Origin of the sequence: Arthrobacter pascens (assembly GCF_030816475.1) — a bacterium.
Taxonomy (GTDB): Bacteria; Actinomycetota; Actinomycetes; order Actinomycetales; family Micrococcaceae; genus Arthrobacter; species Arthrobacter pascens_B.
Map to the genome: position 1 here is coordinate 2645442 of NZ_JAUSXF010000001.1, position 17400 is coordinate 2662841.

General features: G+C 64.2%; 15 protein-coding genes. 3 read left to right on the top strand and 12 right to left on the bottom strand.

The features are described from left to right. Positions 1 to 2: 2 nt before the first annotated feature. The 11 genes from ftsW to dinB all read right to left on the bottom strand — a co-directional run bounded on the left by ftsW (position 3) and on the right by dinB (position 13661). Complete coding sequence (ftsW, locus tag QFZ40_RS12155; protein ID WP_306904625.1) at positions 3 to 1361, bottom strand: putative lipid II flippase FtsW; 1359 nt, start codon at positions 1359 to 1361, stop codon at positions 3 to 5. A 2-nt stretch (positions 1362 to 1363) separates the two neighbouring features. Beyond that, positions 1364 to 2941 (bottom strand): UDP-N-acetylmuramoyl-L-alanine--D-glutamate ligase, encoded by a 1578-nt coding sequence (gene murD / locus QFZ40_RS12160; protein WP_306904626.1) that lies wholly within the window; start codon positions 2939 to 2941, stop codon positions 1364 to 1366. Continuing rightward, positions 2923 to 4032 (bottom strand): phospho-N-acetylmuramoyl-pentapeptide-transferase, encoded by a 1110-nt coding sequence (gene mraY, locus QFZ40_RS12165; RefSeq protein ID WP_306904627.1) that lies wholly within the window; start codon positions 4030 to 4032, stop codon positions 2923 to 2925. Before mraY ends, murD begins: the two co-directional genes overlap by 19 nt. Then, a complete protein-coding gene (locus QFZ40_RS12170) occupies positions 4029 to 5492 on the bottom strand; it encodes a UDP-N-acetylmuramoyl-tripeptide--D-alanyl-D-alanine ligase (protein WP_306904628.1) in 1464 nt (487 codons plus the stop codon). Before QFZ40_RS12170 ends, mraY begins: the two co-directional genes overlap by 4 nt. A gap of 6 nt (positions 5493 to 5498) precedes the next feature. After that, positions 5499 to 7133 (bottom strand): UDP-N-acetylmuramoyl-L-alanyl-D-glutamate--2,6-diaminopimelate ligase, encoded by a 1635-nt coding sequence (locus QFZ40_RS12175; RefSeq protein WP_306904629.1) that lies wholly within the window; start codon positions 7131 to 7133, stop codon positions 5499 to 5501. A gap of 80 nt (positions 7134 to 7213) precedes the next feature. Then, positions 7214 to 9016, bottom strand: a complete 1803-nt coding sequence (locus QFZ40_RS12180) for a peptidoglycan D,D-transpeptidase FtsI family protein (RefSeq protein ID WP_306904631.1) — start codon at positions 9014 to 9016, stop codon at positions 7214 to 7216. A 96-nt stretch (positions 9017 to 9112) separates the two neighbouring features. Next, positions 9113 to 9829 (bottom strand): hypothetical protein, encoded by a 717-nt coding sequence (locus QFZ40_RS12185; protein WP_306904633.1) that lies wholly within the window; start codon positions 9827 to 9829, stop codon positions 9113 to 9115. Next, on the bottom strand, positions 9826 to 10818 hold the full coding sequence (gene rsmH / locus QFZ40_RS12190) for a 16S rRNA (cytosine(1402)-N(4))-methyltransferase RsmH (RefSeq protein WP_306904635.1): 993 nt from the start codon (positions 10816 to 10818) through the stop codon (positions 9826 to 9828). The genes QFZ40_RS12185 and rsmH overlap by 4 nt, the downstream gene beginning before the upstream one ends. Before the next feature lie 168 nt (positions 10819 to 10986). Next, positions 10987 to 11415 carry a division/cell wall cluster transcriptional repressor MraZ gene (mraZ, locus tag QFZ40_RS12195; RefSeq protein ID WP_306904637.1) on the bottom strand — a complete coding sequence of 143 codons (429 nt, stop codon included), beginning with the start codon at positions 11413 to 11415 and terminating at the stop codon, positions 10987 to 10989. Between the two features lie 386 nt (positions 11416 to 11801). Then, entirely contained in the window at positions 11802 to 12173 is a 372-nt protein-coding gene (locus tag QFZ40_RS12200) for a DUF3040 domain-containing protein (protein WP_306904639.1), read from the bottom strand. Between the two features lie 261 nt (positions 12174 to 12434). Next, entirely contained in the window at positions 12435 to 13661 is a 1227-nt protein-coding gene (gene dinB / locus QFZ40_RS12205; RefSeq protein WP_306904641.1) for a DNA polymerase IV, read from the bottom strand. A gap of 74 nt (positions 13662 to 13735) precedes the next feature. Between dinB and QFZ40_RS12210 the strand changes: the two genes are divergently transcribed. Together QFZ40_RS12210 and QFZ40_RS12215 are read left to right on the top strand one after the other, a co-directional pair. Continuing rightward, positions 13736 to 14260, top strand: a complete 525-nt coding sequence (locus tag QFZ40_RS12210; RefSeq protein ID WP_306904643.1) for a hypothetical protein — start codon at positions 13736 to 13738, stop codon at positions 14258 to 14260. Further along, positions 14257 to 15351: a polyprenyl synthetase family protein gene (locus tag QFZ40_RS12215; RefSeq protein WP_306904645.1), complete on the top strand. Its 1095-nt coding sequence runs from the start codon at positions 14257 to 14259 to the stop codon at positions 15349 to 15351. The genes QFZ40_RS12210 and QFZ40_RS12215 overlap by 4 nt, the downstream gene beginning before the upstream one ends. Before the next feature lie 19 nt (positions 15352 to 15370). On the opposite strand, the gene QFZ40_RS12220 is transcribed toward QFZ40_RS12215, so the two are convergent. Then, a complete protein-coding gene (locus QFZ40_RS12220; RefSeq protein WP_306904646.1) occupies positions 15371 to 15724 on the bottom strand; it encodes an Rv2175c family DNA-binding protein in 354 nt (117 codons plus the stop codon). A gap of 260 nt (positions 15725 to 15984) precedes the next feature. Here QFZ40_RS12220 and QFZ40_RS12225 point away from each other — a divergent pair, with 260 nt between their 5' ends. Beyond that, entirely contained in the window at positions 15985 to 17397 is a 1413-nt protein-coding gene (locus QFZ40_RS12225) for a lytic transglycosylase domain-containing protein (RefSeq protein WP_306904648.1), read from the top strand. Positions 17398 to 17400 lie beyond the last annotated feature (3 nt).

Genomic DNA, 17400 nt, shown 5'->3' on the forward strand with positions numbered 1-17400 from the left:
TGCTAGGTACGCTTTCTGGCAGTCTGGTGGTGGCCTGTGGTTCCGCGGCCCTTGCGGGCACCGAATTTCAGCATCCGCTTTGGCCTGATGGCAGGGGCCATCTGCTCCCGGGCCAGCGACAGGACCACCCCGACGGCGCACAAAGACATGAGGAGTGCGGAACCGCCGTACGAAATGAAGGGCAGGGGGACGCCGATGACGGGCATCAGGCCCGTGACGACGGACATGTTGACCGTGGCCTGTCCAAGCAGCCACACCATGATGGTGCCGGCCAGCACCCGGTGGAAAATGAGCTCCTGAGCCACCACCACCCGGTAGATGGCCGCGCCCAGGATGGCGAACAGAATGAGGACCACGACGGTGCCCACCAGGCCAAGTTCCTCGCCGATGATGGCGAAGATGAAGTCGTTGTGGGCTTCCGGGATCCAGCTGTACTTCTGCCGGCTCTGTCCAAGGCCTACTCCGAACCAGCCGCCGGAGGCGAGTCCGTAGAGCCCGTTGGTGGCCTGGTAGTTGGCGTCGACACCGTCGGCGCAGGACTGCCCCGTCCACCATGATGTGATGCGGCACATCCGGTTTGAACTGGTGACTGCCATGACCGCTGTGCCGGCGGCGGCCACCAGGCCGGCGAATCCGAACAGGTAGAGCCGGACGCCGCCGAAGAAGAGTGCTGCGGCTGTGATCATCATGATGATCATCGCTGTGCCGAGGTCGTTCCCGAGCAGCACGAGTCCGATTACGGCCCCGGCCAGCGGGACTGCAGGGATCAGTGCGTGCTGCCAGCGCCGGAGCAGCTTTCCCTTGACCGCCAGGACGGTAGCCATCCACAGCGCCAATGCCAGCTTGGAGGCCTCTGAGGGCTGGAAGGTGATGCCGCCCAGGTCGATCCAGTTCTTGTTGCCGTTGACTTCAGTGCCCACGACCTGGACCAGGACCAGGAGGACCAGCGCGACGCCCAGAAGGGGCCAGGCCAGGCGCTTGAGCCAGACCACGTTGATGCGCGACAGAACGAACATGGTGAAGATTCCGATGGCGGCAAACATCCCCTGCTTCAGGGCATCGCCGTATGGCGATTTTCCTGCCGCGATGGATTCCACGCTTGAGGCGGAGAGCACCATCATGATGCCGATGGCGGTCAGCGCGAGGGTGGAGCCGAGGATGAGGTAGTAGGTGGACCCGTTCCGGGAGGTGCCGTTTCCTTCCAGCGCCGACCAGAAGCCGCGGTACCAGCCCCGGATGCGCGCCGGGGCTGTGGGTTTAGGCGCTGCGGGTTTTGCCGCCGTGGGCGTAGGCCGAGGGTGTGACGCTGGTTTCCCGGCGCGCGGATGTGCATCCCGCGGGCGGGTGGGCGTGCTGACCATTGTTACTCCTCGCCGCTCTGGGCCTGCCCTTCCACCAGCTCGCGGACAGCTTCGATAAAGGCGTCGCCTCGGTGAGCGTAGGAAGAGAACTGATCCATGGAAGCAGCTGCCGGAGCCATCAGCACAGTGTCCCCTGAAACGGCCAGCTGCGCCGCCGACGCAACGGCCCGGGACATCACGGCCTCCCCGGAATCCGGAGAGCTGCCCGCGATGGCTCCGCCCGTTGCGGCAGTCTGCATATTTTCAGTGTCGCCCGCCGGTGGTGCGATCACTGGCACATCCGGCGCGTGTCGCCTGAGGGCCTCGGCCAGCGGTGTTGTGTCACTGCCGATCAGCACCACTGCCTTGAGCCGCGCCGCATGATCCCGGACCAGTTCGTCGTAGCTGACACCCTTGGAGAGACCGCCGGCGATCCAGATCACGTTCTCGAAGGTCGCCAGTGAAGCGGACGCGGCGTGCGGGTTGGTGGCCTTGGAGTCGTTAACCCACAACACATCGTTCCTGCGTGCCACAGGCTGGATGCGGTGGTTTCCCGGTACGTAGGCCTGGATGCCTTGGCGCACCGCTTTGGGCTCCACGCCGTACGCCCTCACCAGGCCGGCGGCGGCAAGGGCGTTCGCCACCATATGCCGCGGGGCGAACGGCCCGAGGTCCGCCATCGAGGCGAGCTCGGCGGCGCTGTCCTTGCGCTCCTCGATGAAGGCGCGGTCCACCAGGAGGCCCTCCACCACACCCAGCATGCTGATGGCAGGGGTGAGCGTGGTGAAGCCGACGGCGCGGCAGCCCTCCACCACGTCGGCGTTCTCCACCATCCGCTCGGTCTCGATCTGCTCCGCGTTGTAGATGCAGGCCTTCTGCGTCCGCTCATAGACCTTGGCCTTGTCCGCCAGGTAGGACGCGTACGAGCCGTGCCAGTCCACGTGGTCTTCCGCCACGTTCAGGCAGACGCTGGCCACCGGCGACAGCGACTCGGACCAGTGGAGCTGGAAGCTGGACAGTTCAACGGCAAAAACGTCGTATTCGACCGGATCCCGGAGGGCATCGAGGATGGGCGTGCCGACGTTGCCCACGGCGATGGCCTTGAGGCCGGCCGCCTGCAACATCGCTTCGGTCAGGCCGACCGTCGTCGTTTTGCCGTTAGTCCCCGTAATGGTCAGCCAGTCGGCGGTCTTGCGCCCCGCCCGCTGTCGCAGGCGCCAGGCGAGTTCGACGTCGCCCCACACCGGGATGTGGGCACGTGCGGCGGCTGCCAGGAGCGCTTGGTCCGGTCGCCAGCCCGGCGACGTCACGATCAGCTCGGGCAGGGTGCCATCTATCCTCGGAATCCGGCTGACGGCGCCGGGCCCCAGGATGACGTCTTCCGCGCCGACGATCTTCAAGGTGTCGGCCTGGGCCTTCGCCGTTTCGCTCGTGGCGGCATCGACCACCACTACTCGGGCACCGAGTTCGATGAGGGTGTCTGCGGCGGCGAAGCCTGAAACCCCGATGCCTGTTACGACGACGCGCAATCCGGCCCAGTCGGAATCCCAGCTGACGAGGCCCTGAAGGCGTGCGGAAACAGTCACAGCAGCACAACCCATTCAGCGTAGAAGACACCAAGTCCCACGGCCACGAAGAGCCCGCCCAGGATCCAGAACCGCACCACCACGGTGACTTCGGCCCAGCCCTTGAGTTCGAAGTGATGCTGCAGCGGTGCCATCTTGAAGAAGCGTTTGCCTCCGGTGGCTTTGAAGTAGCCCACCTGGATGATCACGGACAGGGTGATCAGGACGAAGAGGCCGCCGATGATGGCCAGGAGCAGTTCTGTCCTGGACAGGATGGCGAAGCCGGCAATGGCGCCGCCGATCGCCAGTGAACCGGTGTCACCCATGAAGAGTTTGGCGGGTGACGTGTTCCACCAGAGGAAGCCGACAAGGGCTGCGCTCATGATGGCTGCCAGGAGCGCCAGGTCAAGGGGGTCCCGGACCGAATAACACCCGCTGCCTGCCTCGCGTGGTGATCCGCAGGCCTGGTTGCTTTGCCAGATCCCCATGAGCGTGTAGGCGCCGAACACCATGATCGAGGCGCCGGCGGCCAGGCCGTCCAGCCCGTCCGTGAGGTTCACCCCGTTCGTGGCGGCGGTGACGATCAGGTTCGACCACACGACAAAGAGGATGGCGCCCACGACTGTCCCGGCGAACGCCAGGTCCAGCCAGGGAACATCGCGCACCAGGGAGATCTTGGTGGACGCGGGCGTGACGCCCTGCGCGTCCGGAAAATTGAGGGCCAGGATGGCGAAGATGACGCCCACGCCGCCCTGGAGAATGAGTTTGGCCTTGGCGTCCAGGCCCAGGCTCCGCTGGCGGGAAATCTTGATGAAGTCATCCAGGAACCCCACCATGCCCATGCCCACCATGAGGAACAGCAGGATGAGGGCCGACGCGGAAGGACCCGGCGAACCGGGGTTCATCATCCACATGATCAGGTGGGTCAGGCCGTAACTCAGCAGGACCGCGCATACCACCACGGTTCCGCCCATGGTGGGGGTGCCGCGCTTGGTGTGGTGGGAGGTGGGTCCATCATCCCGGATGAACTGGCCATAGCTCCTGCTGACAAGCAAACGGATGAACAGCGGGGTACCGACGAGGGCGCACAACAGGGCAAGGCCGGCGCCGATAAGCAGTGCAATCACGGCAGCTCCCTCCCTTCGGTGGCGGGTACCGGGGCTGGAGGCAATGCTATCCGATCGCCCAAATGCCTCAGTCCCACACTGTTGGAGGATTTGAAAAGCACCAGGTCGCCGGGTTCCAGTTCTGCACTCAGGAGTTCGTAAGCCTCATCGGGCGTCTCCGCGAAGACGCATTCGTCCCCCCAGGAGCCTTCCTGTACGGCGGATACATAAAGGGCACGCGCTTCGCGGCCTACCACGACCAGGCGGGAGATATTCAGCCGCACCACCTGTGTGCCCACGGCTGTGTGTTCACGGATGGAGTCGGGGCCCAGCTCCAGCATGGCGCCCAGGACGGCCCAGGTGCGGCGGCCTCGGCCAAGGTCTGCCAGGGTGCGCAGGGCCGCCCGCATGGATTCCGGGTTGGCGTTGTAGGCGTCGTTGATGATGGTGACGCCGTCGGGCCGCTCGGTGCGCTCCATCCGCCAGCGGCTGGCGGCTGTCTGGCTGCTCAGCGAGGCGGCGATCTCAGGGCCGGGGATTCCCGCGGCGAAAGCGGCAGCAGCGGCGGCCAGCAGGTTGCCCGTATGGTGGGAGCCGATAAGCCTGCTGCTGACGTGCAGGTCCGGTTCGCCGCCGGGAAGAATAAGGTCGAACTCCGGGTTTCCCAGGGCGTTCGTGTCAGGCCGGGCAGCCAGCACCGCAGCTTCCCTGTGGCCGTCGGCGGTGAATCCGACCACGGTGGCCCGGGTACGGGCCCGCATGGCGGCGACCCTGTCGTCGTCGAGGTTGATGATCGCGGTCCCGGTATCCGGGAGGGCTTCCAGCAGTTCGCCCTTGGCGCGTGCGATGTTCTCGACACCGCCGAACTCGCCGGCGTGGGCGGTTCCGACACAGAGAACGACTCCGATGTCCGGCGTCACCATGTCGGCCAGGTACCGGATGTGGCCGATACCGGTGGCTCCCATTTCGATCACGAGGTAGCGGGTATCCGTACCGGCGCGGAACACGGTGAGCGGCACGCCGACCTCACCGTTATACGAACCCTGCGGAGCAACCGTGGATCCATGCCGGGCGAGGATGCCCGCCAGCAGGTCCTTGGTGGTGGTTTTCCCGGCCGAACCGGTGATTCCTATCACGGTCAGGGCGTCGCCCTCCGCCAGACGCGCTGCCCGGATCCGGCGCACTGCTTCGGCAGCCAGCTTCCCCATGGCCAGGACGGCGTCCTGGACGAGCACCGCAGGAAAGTTGACGCCGTCAGGCCCTGCCACTGCCCGCTCGGCGAGGACCAGGGTTGCACCGTTGTCGAAGGCGGCTGCGACGAAGTCGTGACCGTCGGCATGCTCACCGCGTTTCGCAACATAGAGCGATCCGGCGGTGGCTTCCCGGGAATCCGTGACCACCGAGGCAGGGGTGATCCCGGCGTCGGCATCCAGGCGGCCGTGTGTGATTTCGGCGATTTCCGCCGCAGTAAATGCAATCATCTCGGTCTAGGACTCTATCCGGTCGTCTTGGAGAACGGTGAATCCCTTTGCTGTCAAGGCGTCCCGCAGTTCCACCCTGTCATCAAGGGCAAGGTTGACGCCCTTGACTTCCTGCCAGACCTCATGGCCGCGGCCCGCCACCAGGATGGTGTCCGCCGGTCCTGCCAGCTTAACGGCCTGCCGGATCGCGGCGTCCCGGGGAAAGGCCTCCAGGATGGCGCAGTCCAGGGAATCCTTTTCCTTCGCGGCACGGGCGCCTGCGAGGACATCTGCCCTGATGGCTGCGGCGTCCTCGTCGTGGGGGTCGTCATCCGTGACGATGACCGTGTCCGCGAGGCGGGCCGCGATCGCTCCCATGGCCGGGCGTTTGCCTTGGTCCCGCTGGCCGGTGGCGCCGAACACGACAATCAGCTGTGAATCCGGCCGCCGCACTGCTTCCAAGGCGCGGGCCAGCGCATCGGTGTTGTGGGCAAAGTCCACCACGGCAGCCGGCTCCTCAGAGACCAGCTGCATCCGCCCCGGCACTGCCACAGTGAACGGGTCATCGCGGTCCAGGGCCGCCTGGACAGCGGCGACCTCCGCCCCGCCGGTGATGACCATGACGGCCGCCAGCGCAGCATTGGCCACGTTGAAGCCGCCGGGCAGTCCGGTGTGGACCTTGAGGAAGTTGCCGCCGGGTCCACGCAGGGTGAAGTCCGTTCCCAGCCCCCGTGCGGCAGTGTCTGTGACCGTCCAGTCGGCCGGCTGTCCGGCGGGAGTTGTGGCGAGGGTAGTGACAGGAATCTCCGCAGTAGAGGCAAGCCGGCGGCCCCAGTCGTCGTCGACTGTTACGACGGCGGCGCGGGCACGGCGCGGTGTAAAGAGATCGGACTTGGTGTTGAAGTACTCCTCCATGGTGCCGTGCAGGTCGAGATGGTCCTGGGTGAGGTTGGTGAAGCCGGCGACGTCGAAGACCACACCGTCCACTCGTTGGAACGAAACAGCGTGCGACGATACCTCCATCGACGCGGCTTCCAGCCCCCGTTCCCGCATGAGCGCCAGCAGCCCGTGCAAGTCAGTGGATTCCGGTGTCGTGAGCAGGCTGGGAATGGGTTCGCCGCCGGCCAGGATTTCGATGGTTCCGACCAGGCCTGTCTTCTGGCCCAGGGCGCGCAGCAGCGCGTTGATGAAGTAGGTGGTGGTGGTCTTGCCGTTGGTTCCGGTCACTCCGAACAGCTGTGGCGAGCCGCCGCTGGAAGGCTGGCTGCGGTAGATCATGGCGGAAAGCGGGCCCACGACATTCCTCGGCGCATCCACTACCAGCACCGGGACGGCAATTTCTGTTGACAGTGCCAACTGGCGTGCCCCGGCGTCGTCGGTCAGGATGGCTGCCGCGCCGGCCGCAAGGGCCTGCGGAACAAAGTCCGCTCCGTGGCGCAAGGCACCGGGCAAGGCTACGTATAGGTCGCCAGGTTCCACTGATCGGGAGTTGAGGGAGATTCCGGTGACGGTGACGGCGGCGGATGGGTCCGGGACGGGAACTCCGATGGATTCGCCGATGCTGTCCAGGCGGACCGCGGCCACTGCTGTCGGCCTGAAACGGCCGGTTGCCGCTCCCCCGGCCGGGGCAGCGGCATTGCCGGGTGCATTGTGCTCTGACAAGGGGATCTCCGATGGCGCTAGTGGATCGGGCCCGCACGGAAACTTCCATGGCGGGCGTCGTGGGGAATGCCGGGCTGTTGCTACTTGGCGTACTGCGGCAGCCTGGCCGGGGTACCTGTGGACGGCTGGACGTTGTAGGTCCGGAGTACCTGGCTCATGACCGAGCGGAAGACCGGCCCGTTCGTGATGCCGTAGATGTTGCCCTGCGGCCGCTGCAGTATCACCTCCACAATAAACCGGGGATCGTCCATCGGCGCCATCCCCACAATGGACGCGGTGTAGCCGCAGTAGCCTGGCTTTCCGTCGTCGCAGGGCGATTCTGAGGTCCCGGTCTTGGCGCCGACCCGATACCCGTCAATGGCCGCATCCTTGATTTCGCCCTCGGTCACGGCGCTTTCCAGGATGTCGCGCATCTGCTGTGCTGTGTTCTTTGAAACCACCTGCCGCGAATCCTGGACGGGTGTCTTCTCCTCCGTGCCGTCGGCGTTAACAAAGCCGTCGATCAGCCGTGGCTGGAGCATGACGCCGTCATTGGCGATGCTCTGGTAGGCCCGCACCGTCTGCACCGTTGACTGGGATACCCCTTGCCCGAAGAGCACTGTGTACTGCTGGCGGTCATCCCACTGGTCCGCGGGGGTGAGGATGCCGGCGGCCTCTGCCGGAAGCCCGATGTCCGGTGCCTGGCCGATGCCGAACTTCTGCAGCCAGTCGTGACGCTTTTCCTTGCTCAGCCGCTGCCCGACCATCACGGTCCCGGTGTTCATGGAGTATCCGATGATGCCGGCCAGAGTTCGTTGCTCGGTGCCGTGGGTAAAGGCGTCGCTGAACGTCTGGTTGTCAACGGTGTAGGTAGGCGGAATAGTGAACCGGTCCAGGGGACTGGACGTCCCCTCCTCGATCGCGGAGGCGGCGGTAATCATCTTCTCCACGGAGCCTGGTTCGTAGGCGGCGGTCACTGCCCGGACACCGCGGTCCTTCGCTGCCACTCTGCCGGGATCATTCGGGTCCGGGGCGTTGGTGTCCGCCATGGCGATGAGGTTGCCGGTCTTGGCATCCATCACGACAATGGTTCCCCACTCCGCCCCCTGCTTGTCCGACTGGCTTTGGATGGCCTGCTGCGCGAAGTACTGGATGTCAGAATTGATGGTGAGTTTCACGTCCTTGCCGTTCTGCGGCGGCGTGAGTTGATCCATACCGACCGGGATCCTCAGGCCGTCGGCGCCGGTCTCGAACAGCCGCTTGCCGTCCGTTCCCTTCAGGATGCCGTCCTGGGTCTGCTCAATTCCGGCCTGGCCGGTGGTGCCGTCCTGCAGGAAGCCAACGATCCCGCCTGCAACCGAACCGTTCGGATATACGCGCTTGCTCACGCCTTCGGTGCCGACGCCGGGGACCAGCAGCTTCGTGACACGGTCCTCGACGTCGGGCTTCAGGTCCTTTGCCACAATGTAGTAGCGCTGGTTGCCGGTCACGGCCTTCCTGACGTCTTCCGTTGCCATTCCCAGCGCGGAGGCGAGTTCGCTGATGCCCTGGTCCCGGGTCACGTCAACCAGCTTTTCCTGGCCGTCCACCGTTTCCAGGCGCTGGAACTTGTCGGTCTTGGTGTTGACGGTCTGGTCCACCACCACGTTGTACCGGATCACGCTGTTGGCCAGGACAGTGCCGTTGGCGTCAAGGATGCTTCCACGTTCGGCAGGAAGGACCGTCTCTTTCATCCGTTTGTTGAGCGCCGCTTCGGCCATCCCGCCGACGTCCAGGCCCTGGACCAGGAAGAGCTTGCCGCCCACCACGAGCAGGAGCGTCAGCATGATCCCCAGGCCCAGGCGCAAGCGCTTCCTGGCGTTAGGCACCTTCCCGCTCTTTGCCTTACCGGTACTCTGCGCCACCGTGAATCCCTTGCTGCTCGCCTTTTGTTGCCTGTTGTGTTGCCTGCTTATTTCCTCTGAGCTTGCCCGTGATGTCGTTGTTCAAGCGGCAGTCAATTACTGCCCGGGCGCCTTCTGCTCCGGAGCCGGAACGGAACCGCCGTGGAGCTCCACGGACGGGCCGGGCGCTGGTGCCGAGGCGGCGTGCGCCGCTGGCGTCTGCGCCGGCGGGCCTCCCGGATTCTGGCCAGGCGCACCTTCCGAAGCAGCCGCCGGTGGTGCGGCAGGATCCTTGCCGGCCGGCTTACGGCTGGCCGCAGGATCTGCCGCATTGACAGGAGGAACCACAGCGAGCAGACCGGCAACTGCAGGCGCCGGGATGATGGCTCCGACGGCACCGCCTTGCACGGCCGGCGTCGCCTTGCCAGTAACGCTGAGGGTCGAAAGATCGATCTGGCCTTTAACAGTGGAAGGCACCATTCCCAGGGCTGTCGCCTTCGCGGCCAGGTTCTGCGGAGCTTCGAAGTTCTGGACCTGCTGCGTCAGATCCTGGTTCTGCTTGGTCAGGGTGCTCTGCTTGCTGCGCAGTTCGACGAGCTGGTACTGGGCGGTGGAGACCGAGATGTTCAAGACCAGCACCGTGACCAGGGCCACGGCCAGCAAGGCGAAGCACAGGACCACAAACGGGGCGCGGCGCTTGGCGGGGGCGGAGCGCACGACGGACAGCGGCGTGCGGGCCTTTCGACCACCGCCGGGCGCGCCTGCCGGGCTGGTCCTGAAAGCCGGAGCGGCGCTGCCGGAGACGACGGGAAAGTTCTTGGCGGCGGTGCTCATGCGGCCCTCCTGGCTCTGATTCGTTCCACGGCGCGGAGCCTTGCGGAAGCGGCGCGGGGATTCTCGGCGATCTCGACGGCGGTCGGCACTTCAGTGCCTTTGGTCAGGGTCTTGAGTTCGGCCTTGTGCTCTTCAAGCTCTACAGGGAATCCGAGCGGAGCCGAGGACTTGGAGCGCGCCTGGAAGACGCTCTTGACGATCTTGTCTTCCAGGGAGTGATAGGACATGACCACGATGCGCCCGGCGAGGGCGATGGCGTCCACGGCGGCGGGCACAGCCCGTTCCAGAACGTCGAGTTCCTCGTTGACCTCGATCCGCAGCGCCTGGAATGTCCGCTTGGCCGGGTGGCCACCCGACTTGGCTGCAGCGGCCGGAACCACCGCCCGGATCTGCTCGACAAGCTCTCCGGTGGTAGTGAAGGGCTTAACGGCGCGGGTTGCCACAATCCTGTTGGCAATCCGGCCGGCGAATTTCTCCTCGCCCCATTTCCGGATAATCCTTACCAGTTCGTCCTCGCTGTAGTTGTTAACCACATCAGCGGCGGTCTGGCCGCGGCTGGTGTCCATCCGCATGTCCAATGGAGCGTCAAATGAATAGGCAAAGCCACGCTCACGCTCGTCCAACTGCAGCGAGGAGACGCCCAGGTCCATCAGGATGCCGTGGACTTCACGTACGCCCAGGTCAGCAAGGACATCGCCGATTTCATCGTAGACAGCATGGACCAGGTCGGTCCGTGACGAGAAGGGTTCGAGGCGTTCGCCAGCAAGGGCAAGGGCCTCTTCGTCGCGGTCGATACCGATCAGGTGCAGGTCCGGGAATCGTTTCAGCATGGCTTCGGAGTGGCCACCCATGCCAAGGGTCGCGTCAACGGCCACCGGAGTTTCACCGCGGAGGCGGGCGGCTTCAAATCCTGGTGCCAACAAATTGATGCACCGGTCCCTCAGGACAGGCACGTGGCGTTCAGACGTCGGCTTCGGTTGATCGTTCATGCCTTCGTCCTTTCCTGCCCTGAATACTTGCTGGTGGCTTCTTGGGCCAGATCCCCATCCGCGCCTGTCTTCGTGCCCGCCTGGCTCCGGGGAAGTGAGCCAGGTTGACCGTCCGATGGGCGGCTGGAGATCTCGTTCAAGAAGCCGTCCGCCGTCGTGTCCCGATGATCACAGGATCCCCGGAATAGCGTCGTCGGTTTCGGAGAATGCGGTCTCCTTCTCTGCCAGGTACTCATTCCAGGCCTGGGCATCCCAGATCTCGGCGCGGGTTCCTGCTCCGATGACGGCCAGTTCCCTGCCGAGGCCTGCGTACTCCCGGAGCGCTGGTGGTATGGTTACGCGCCCCTGCTTGTCAGGTACCTCGTCCGAGGCTCCAGAGAGAAAGACGCGGATGTAATCCCGTGCCTGCTTGGAGGAAATAGGCGCCTCCCGCATTTGCTCGTGAACCCGCGCAAATTCCTGCTCGCTGAAGACGTAGATGCAGCGCTCCTGGCCTCTTGTGAGAACCAGGCCGCTGGCAAGTTCCTCACGGAACTTAGCGGGGAGGATAATCCGGCCCTTTTCGTCCAGACGCGGCGAGTGTGTGCCCAGAAACACTGGCCCACCGCCTGTCTGCCGTCAGGAACTGCATATCCCCCATGCTGCAACTACCCTCTTATGTCCTCCACATTACTCCACTTTCCCCCACAGTCAACGCAAGATCGACTGCTATTCCCCCATTTGATGGAAGATATCCGCATAAATCAGCGGGAACTGCCCGTGGTGGGAAGTGGAGGGCTTCGGCACGAGCCCTCTTTCCGCAGGGCTTTCTGCCGGCGGAATCAGCCCTTAAATGCAAAAGACCCGCCGTAGCGGGTCTTTTTTGCTGGTTCTCAGATGCCAGTGGTGGAAAATGGAGGACGCCAAGCTTTCCTTGGCGGGGTTTCCAGGCCAGCGCGATGGCGCCGACCTCCCGGGGCCGACCTCCCTGTGAGGATCGCGCCTTAGGACTCGCCCCGGCGCCGTTCGTCCCAGCGTTCTTCCAGGTTGTTCATAAAGGAACTGCGGGACTTGCCACTCTTGGCCGCCCCGCCGGAACGCTGCTTCCGGCCCGCGGAGTTACGCATCGTGGCGAAGTAGACGCCGCCTCCCATCACGACGAATCCCAATACTCCGACAAAGATGTTCTGGAGCGTGACGCCCACGAGAAGGAGGAAAATTCCCGCGAGGGCGCAAAGGACGCCGATCACCACATGCCTGGTGGACCATGAGCGGCTCGGGTCCGAACCCATGGAATTAGCGAACTTCGGATCGTCCTCGTGCAGCTGCTTCTCCAACTGCTCCAGCAGCTTCTGTTCGTGCTCCGAGAGCGGCATCACGACCTCCTTAAGTAGGCCAACGTCCGGGCTGGTCCCAGTCGATGCTTCTGCTCCGATAACGACCGGCATACCGTAGAGGTTCCCGGTCCGCCGGCGATGGCGGAACTGGATTCCCACGGCATCTGGCGCAAGAGCAGCAGCATGTCCAAGAGGTCCGGCAATGTCTGAAACTATGTACCTCTAAGGATAGTTTGTTGCGGGCCGTTCTGAAAGACGGCACTGACTTTCCGGATCCCTCTTGGAGGCCTGAAATCCCGCCTATCCCGGCCCGTTTCCGGAATCCAGCAAGCGGGCGGGAAGAACAGATTTGTTGCCGAATTTTCGGCTCACTCTGTCCAGCGCCTGCTCGGCTGCGCGCCAGTTGTCATCCCTCCGGTCAAAGCTCAATTGAAGCGATGTCCGGGCTGCGTCTTCCAGCTGTTCCGCCCGGATACCGACCAGCCGGACTGTCATGGTCCTGTCCCCGAGCGCGTCGAGAAGCTGGAGGGCCACCTCATAGATCAGTTGGGCAGTGTCCACAGGGGTTTGGACCGTGCGGCTGCGCGTGATCGTGGAAAAATCCGCGTAGCGGACCTTCAAGGCCACCGTCCTCGCCACCATCCCCGAGCTGCGCAGACGCTCCGCTGTCCGGTGGGAGAGCCGAAGCAGCTCGCGGTGGAGAATGGCATCGTCGCCGGTGTCCACGGCAAAGGTCTCCTCCGCTCCGATGCTCTTTTCCAATCGCACCGGCGTCACAGGCCGGGGATCGATGCCCCACGACAGCCGATGGACGTGCTCTCCGGTAGTGCCAAGCACCTTTTTGAGCGTGGGTAAAGGCGTGGCCGCCACGTCAGCAACCGTCCTGATGCCCATCCGGGCGAGAATCTCTGCGGTTTTGGTTCCGACTCCCCACAAGGCGCCCACCGGAAGGCTCTGCAGGTAGGGCACCGTTTCCTCGGGTCCGATCACCAGGAGCCCGTCCGGCTTGCAGCGGGTGGATGCAATCTTGGCCACAAACTTGCTGGCCGCGATGCCCACCGACGCCGTAATGCCGAGCTCGCTGGCTACCCGGCGCCTGATCAGTTCGCCGATTTCCCGCGGCGGGCCCAGCCGCCGGACCGCGCCGCCAACATCCAGGAAGGCTTCGTCAACGCTGAGCGGCTCCACCAGGTCGGTAATCGATTCAAAAATGCCCATAATCCGGGCGGAGACCTCGTAGTACAGTTTGTGCCGCGGTTCGATGATGACGGCCTGAGGGCACATGCGCGCAGCGATCGCCATGGGCATGGCTGATTTAACTCCGAACGCGCGGGCCTCATACGAGGCCGAGAGGACCACCGAACGGTCGGCCGGGTAACCGACGATGACCGGCTTGCCGCGGAGCTGCGGCCGCGTACGTAACTCTACGGACACAAAGAACGCGTCCATGTCCACGTGCATGATGCAGCTGCGCCTGAGCTCCCGAAGACCTGCTTCGGTTGGCTGGTTGATCCGCTCAGGCCCCACGACTGCAATCCTAGCCGTTGCTACTGACTAAACTGGAGGCTGAATCCGGCATCAACACCAGGAGGAATGTCCCTGTGACGGTCATTGGAAATCTTAAGCCAGCACGTTTGGCCGCTCTTGCGGCCGGCACCGTGCTGGTGCTCGCCGCCTGCAGTCCGGCGGCTCCCGAAGTGACCGGCTCGTCCACGGGTACCTCATCGCAGGCTACAAGCCAATCCACCACAGTGTCGGCCAGCCCTTCCGCTTCCCCGGGCACCTCAGCTACCGTCGGGGCGCTGGTCGCCGACTTCCCGCAAAAGCTCCTGCCGGTGATGCCGGGCGCCACCGTAGTCTCCAGCAGCTTTGACAAAGGGGCGACGCCAGCAACGGTGGCTCTGGTGGCCAGCATCACGTCCCCCACTGCCGCCGTCGTCGACTATTACACCAAGCAGCTGGAGGCCCAGGGTTTCAAGGCGGTGCCCGGTGAGGCTGTCGGCTCGGTGGCTTCGAAGGACTTTGTGCGGGGCGACAACGAGACAGTCAATCTCGCAGTGGTGGAAGCGGCCGGTGTGTCCACGTTCACTGTCGGCGCGAACGTGGCAGCTGAGTCAGCCAAGTGACGGTCGCTGAGCAGCTGCGCCTCGAACAGACGGCATTTGTGGCCGCTGTGGCCGGCGAACTCACCGACTTTCTGGCCACCCGGCAGTCGGTGATGACGGGCATCTCGCCCGATATCGACCCCATCATGGGTTCCATCTCCAATCTCGTAACGGGCGGCAAGAGGCTCCGTGCGCTGATGTGCTACTGGGGCTGGCGCGGTGCTGGCGGGGATCCGGGTGCCCAACAGATTGTGACGGCAGGATCAGCGCTCGAGCTTTTCCAGGCCGCGGCCCTGATCCATGACGACATCATTGACCGTTCAGACACCAGACGCGGCGGCCCCAGCGTGCACCGCCGATTCAGCCAGCTCCACGACGCGCAGGGATGGGCGCTCGACCGTGAACGGTTCGGGCATGCCGCCGCCATCCTTACAGGGGACTTATGCCTGTCCTTCAGCGAGGAAGCCTTCACCGACATCGGCGAACAGGCAGCTTCCGGGAGCCGGGCACGGCTGATCTTCAACCTCATGCGGGCCGAAGTGATGGCCGGGCAGTACCTGGACATCCTGGAGGAAGTGGCCGGGCCTGTCCGGGATCGGGCAGGGGCAGTCACCCGTGCCCAGTCCATCATCAGGTTCAAGTCGGCCAAGTACTCCACCGAGCACCCGCTGGCCCTGGGCGGCGCCCTGGCCGGGGCATCGGACGGGTTGCTCAGGGGTTATTCGGCTTTCGCACTGCCACTCGGTGAAGCCTTTCAGCTCCGCGACGACATCCTGGGGGTCTTCGGTGATCCTGTCGCCACCGGAAAACCTGCCGGCGATGATCTCCGCGAAGGCAAGAGGACGGTGCTGGTGGCGCTGGCACTGGACCAGGCGTCAGCCGACGAATCCGCATTTATTGACGCCAAACTAGGCAGCCCGGATCTTGGTGATGAAGACGTGGCTGAAATCCGCCGCATCATCGAGGAGTCAGGCGCCCTGCAGGCGACCGAAGTGCTTATCGGAGAATTCGGCACCGAGGCATTTGACGCTTTGGAAATGCTGCCGCTGGACGAATTGCCCAAGACAGCGCTTCGCAGACTTGCAGAAGCGACAGTCAGCCGCGCCTCCTGATCGAGGCCATTATCGGCAATTACCAGGCCAGGGTCTGTGCCCTGCGCCGAATTTCCGTTTTGCGGCCTTCACGCAGCGCATCAATGGGACGCCCCCGCAATGACTCGTCCGCCGTGAACAGCCAGACAATCAGTTCCTCATCGGAGTAGCCGGCGTCTGCCAGGACCACGATGGTGCCCTTGAGGCTGTCGACAACCTCGCCATCCTGGATAAAGGCGGCTGGAACGGACCGGATCCGTCGCTCCCCCACGCGTAGGGCGGCCAGGGCACGCTCATCCAGGAGGCCGTGGACTTTCGTAATGGAAACGTCCAACAACTGTGCCACATCGGGCAAAGGCAACCACTCGCCAACAAGGCTCTCTACATTACTCACGGATCAAGATTGCCATGGCGGGCCCCCCGGAGCCTAGTCCGTGCAATATCCGGACTGATGGTGAAACCAGGCCCGCTGACAACTATGGGGCGACACTCCAAAAAGGTTCCTCTTGCGGGGAATGCCGGGATTGTTGTGCTAATTGGAATTTCGTGAGACATTCACATAGATCACATTCGTAACAGCAATAACTTAAGTAACACTAGTATCAGTAATCACATTGCATCGCCGCACGCGCAGTTGAGAAGAGGATTCCTTCCATGACGACGTCCCGCTCGCCCCAGCCTCCCAGGCCGAGTCTGCCTTTGATCGCTGCTACTACGGCTGCGTTGCCGGCTGTGGTCCTGTCGTCCCTCGCCCTCGCCCAGCCCGCGACTGCGGAGCCGCTTCCTCGCGCTGTTCCGGCCACCCTCGCCGCTGCAATGCAGGCACAGGCCTCGGTCTCCACCACTTCCCTCATTCCGGCAGCCTCGGTCTCGACCACGATTCCCGCGGCATTCCGCCCGGCCCAGCAGTCGGCCCCCACTGAATACACCATTGCCCGCGGAGACACCATCAGCAGCGTCGCGGCCAAATACGGACTCAACACTTACGAAGTCCTCAAGCTCAACGGCCTCCAGCCCAACACCATCATTTACCCGGGCCAGAAGATCACCTTGACAGGCTCGGGACCCGCCCCTGCAGCTGCACCGGCAACTCCAGCCCCCGCCGCTCAGGCCGGCTCCGGTGCCAGCTACACGGTGAAGGGCGGCGACACACTGTCCGCCATTGCTGCCCGGCACGGGGTGAAGCTTTCGGACGTATTCAGCTGGAACGGCCTGAATATGCGCTCCATCATCCACCCGGGCCAGAAAGTCAAGGTCAGCTCCGGCGAAGCCGCCCCCGCCCCTGCCCCGGCTTCCTCAGTTCAGCCTGCGTCGGTTCCGGCCGCCCCGGCACCGTCGGCACCGGCGGCACCGGCGGCACCGGCCGCTCCTGCCCCGGCCCCCGCAACCGGCGGTTCGTACACCGTCAAGGCAGGCGATACCTTGTCCGCCATCGCCTCCAGGCACGGTGTCAAGCTTTCGGACATCCTGTCGGCCAACCAGCTCAGCATGACAACTGTCATCTACCCCGGCAACAAACTGGTCATCCCCGGAGCTTCGGTACAGCCTGCCTCAAGCCAGCCGGCCGCCAGCGTCACCCCGCTCGTACCAAGTTCCTTCCTCGGTTTCAGCTATCCGGCAGCCGTAGTCAGCTCGGCGAACGAGAACAAGGCCTTGCTTAATGCGTCCCCGGTTCCGTCCAGGGACGAGATGCGGAACATCGTTTCGGACACCGCCCGCCAGATGGGCGTTGAGCCGTCCCTTGCCTTGGCGTTCGCCTATCAGGAATCAGGGTTCAACCAGCGGGCGGTGTCTCCCGCGAACGCCATCGGAGCCATGCAGGTGATCCCGGCATCCGGCCAGTGGGCCTCGGACCTGGTGGGCCGCAACCTCAACCTGCTTGATCCCTATGACAATGCGACCGCAGGGGTGGCCATCATCCGCCAGCTGATTGCCACGAGCAAGGACCTGGACAACGCGATCGCCGGTTACTACCAGGGCCAGTACTCCGTGAGCAAGAACGGAATGTACGACGATACAAAGGAATACGTGGCAGCCATCAAGGCCCACCAGGAAAACTTCCCCTGAGCC

What these genes read in the sequence shown, in the direction of transcription:
- ftsW (WP_306904625.1), bottom strand. Translation starts at nt 1,361, where the DNA reads ATGGTCAGCACGCCCACCCGCCCGCGGGATGCACATCCGCGCGCCGGG.
- murD (WP_306904626.1), bottom strand. Translation starts at nt 2,941, where the DNA reads ATGGGTTGTGCTGCTGTGACTGTTTCCGCACGCCTTCAGGGCCTCGTC.
- QFZ40_RS12170 (WP_306904628.1), bottom strand. Translation starts at nt 5,492, where the DNA reads ATGATTGCATTTACTGCGGCGGAAATCGCCGAAATCACACACGGCCGC.
- QFZ40_RS12185 (WP_306904633.1), bottom strand. Translation starts at nt 9,829, where the DNA reads ATGAGCACCGCCGCCAAGAACTTTCCCGTCGTCTCCGGCAGCGCCGCT.
- rsmH (WP_306904635.1), bottom strand. Translation starts at nt 10,818, where the DNA reads ATGAACGATCAACCGAAGCCGACGTCTGAACGCCACGTGCCTGTCCTG.
- QFZ40_RS12200 (WP_306904639.1), bottom strand. Translation starts at nt 12,173, where the DNA reads ATGCCGCTCTCGGAGCACGAACAGAAGCTGCTGGAGCAGTTGGAGAAG.
- QFZ40_RS12225 (WP_306904648.1), top strand. Translation starts at nt 15,985, where the DNA reads ATGACGACGTCCCGCTCGCCCCAGCCTCCCAGGCCGAGTCTGCCTTTG.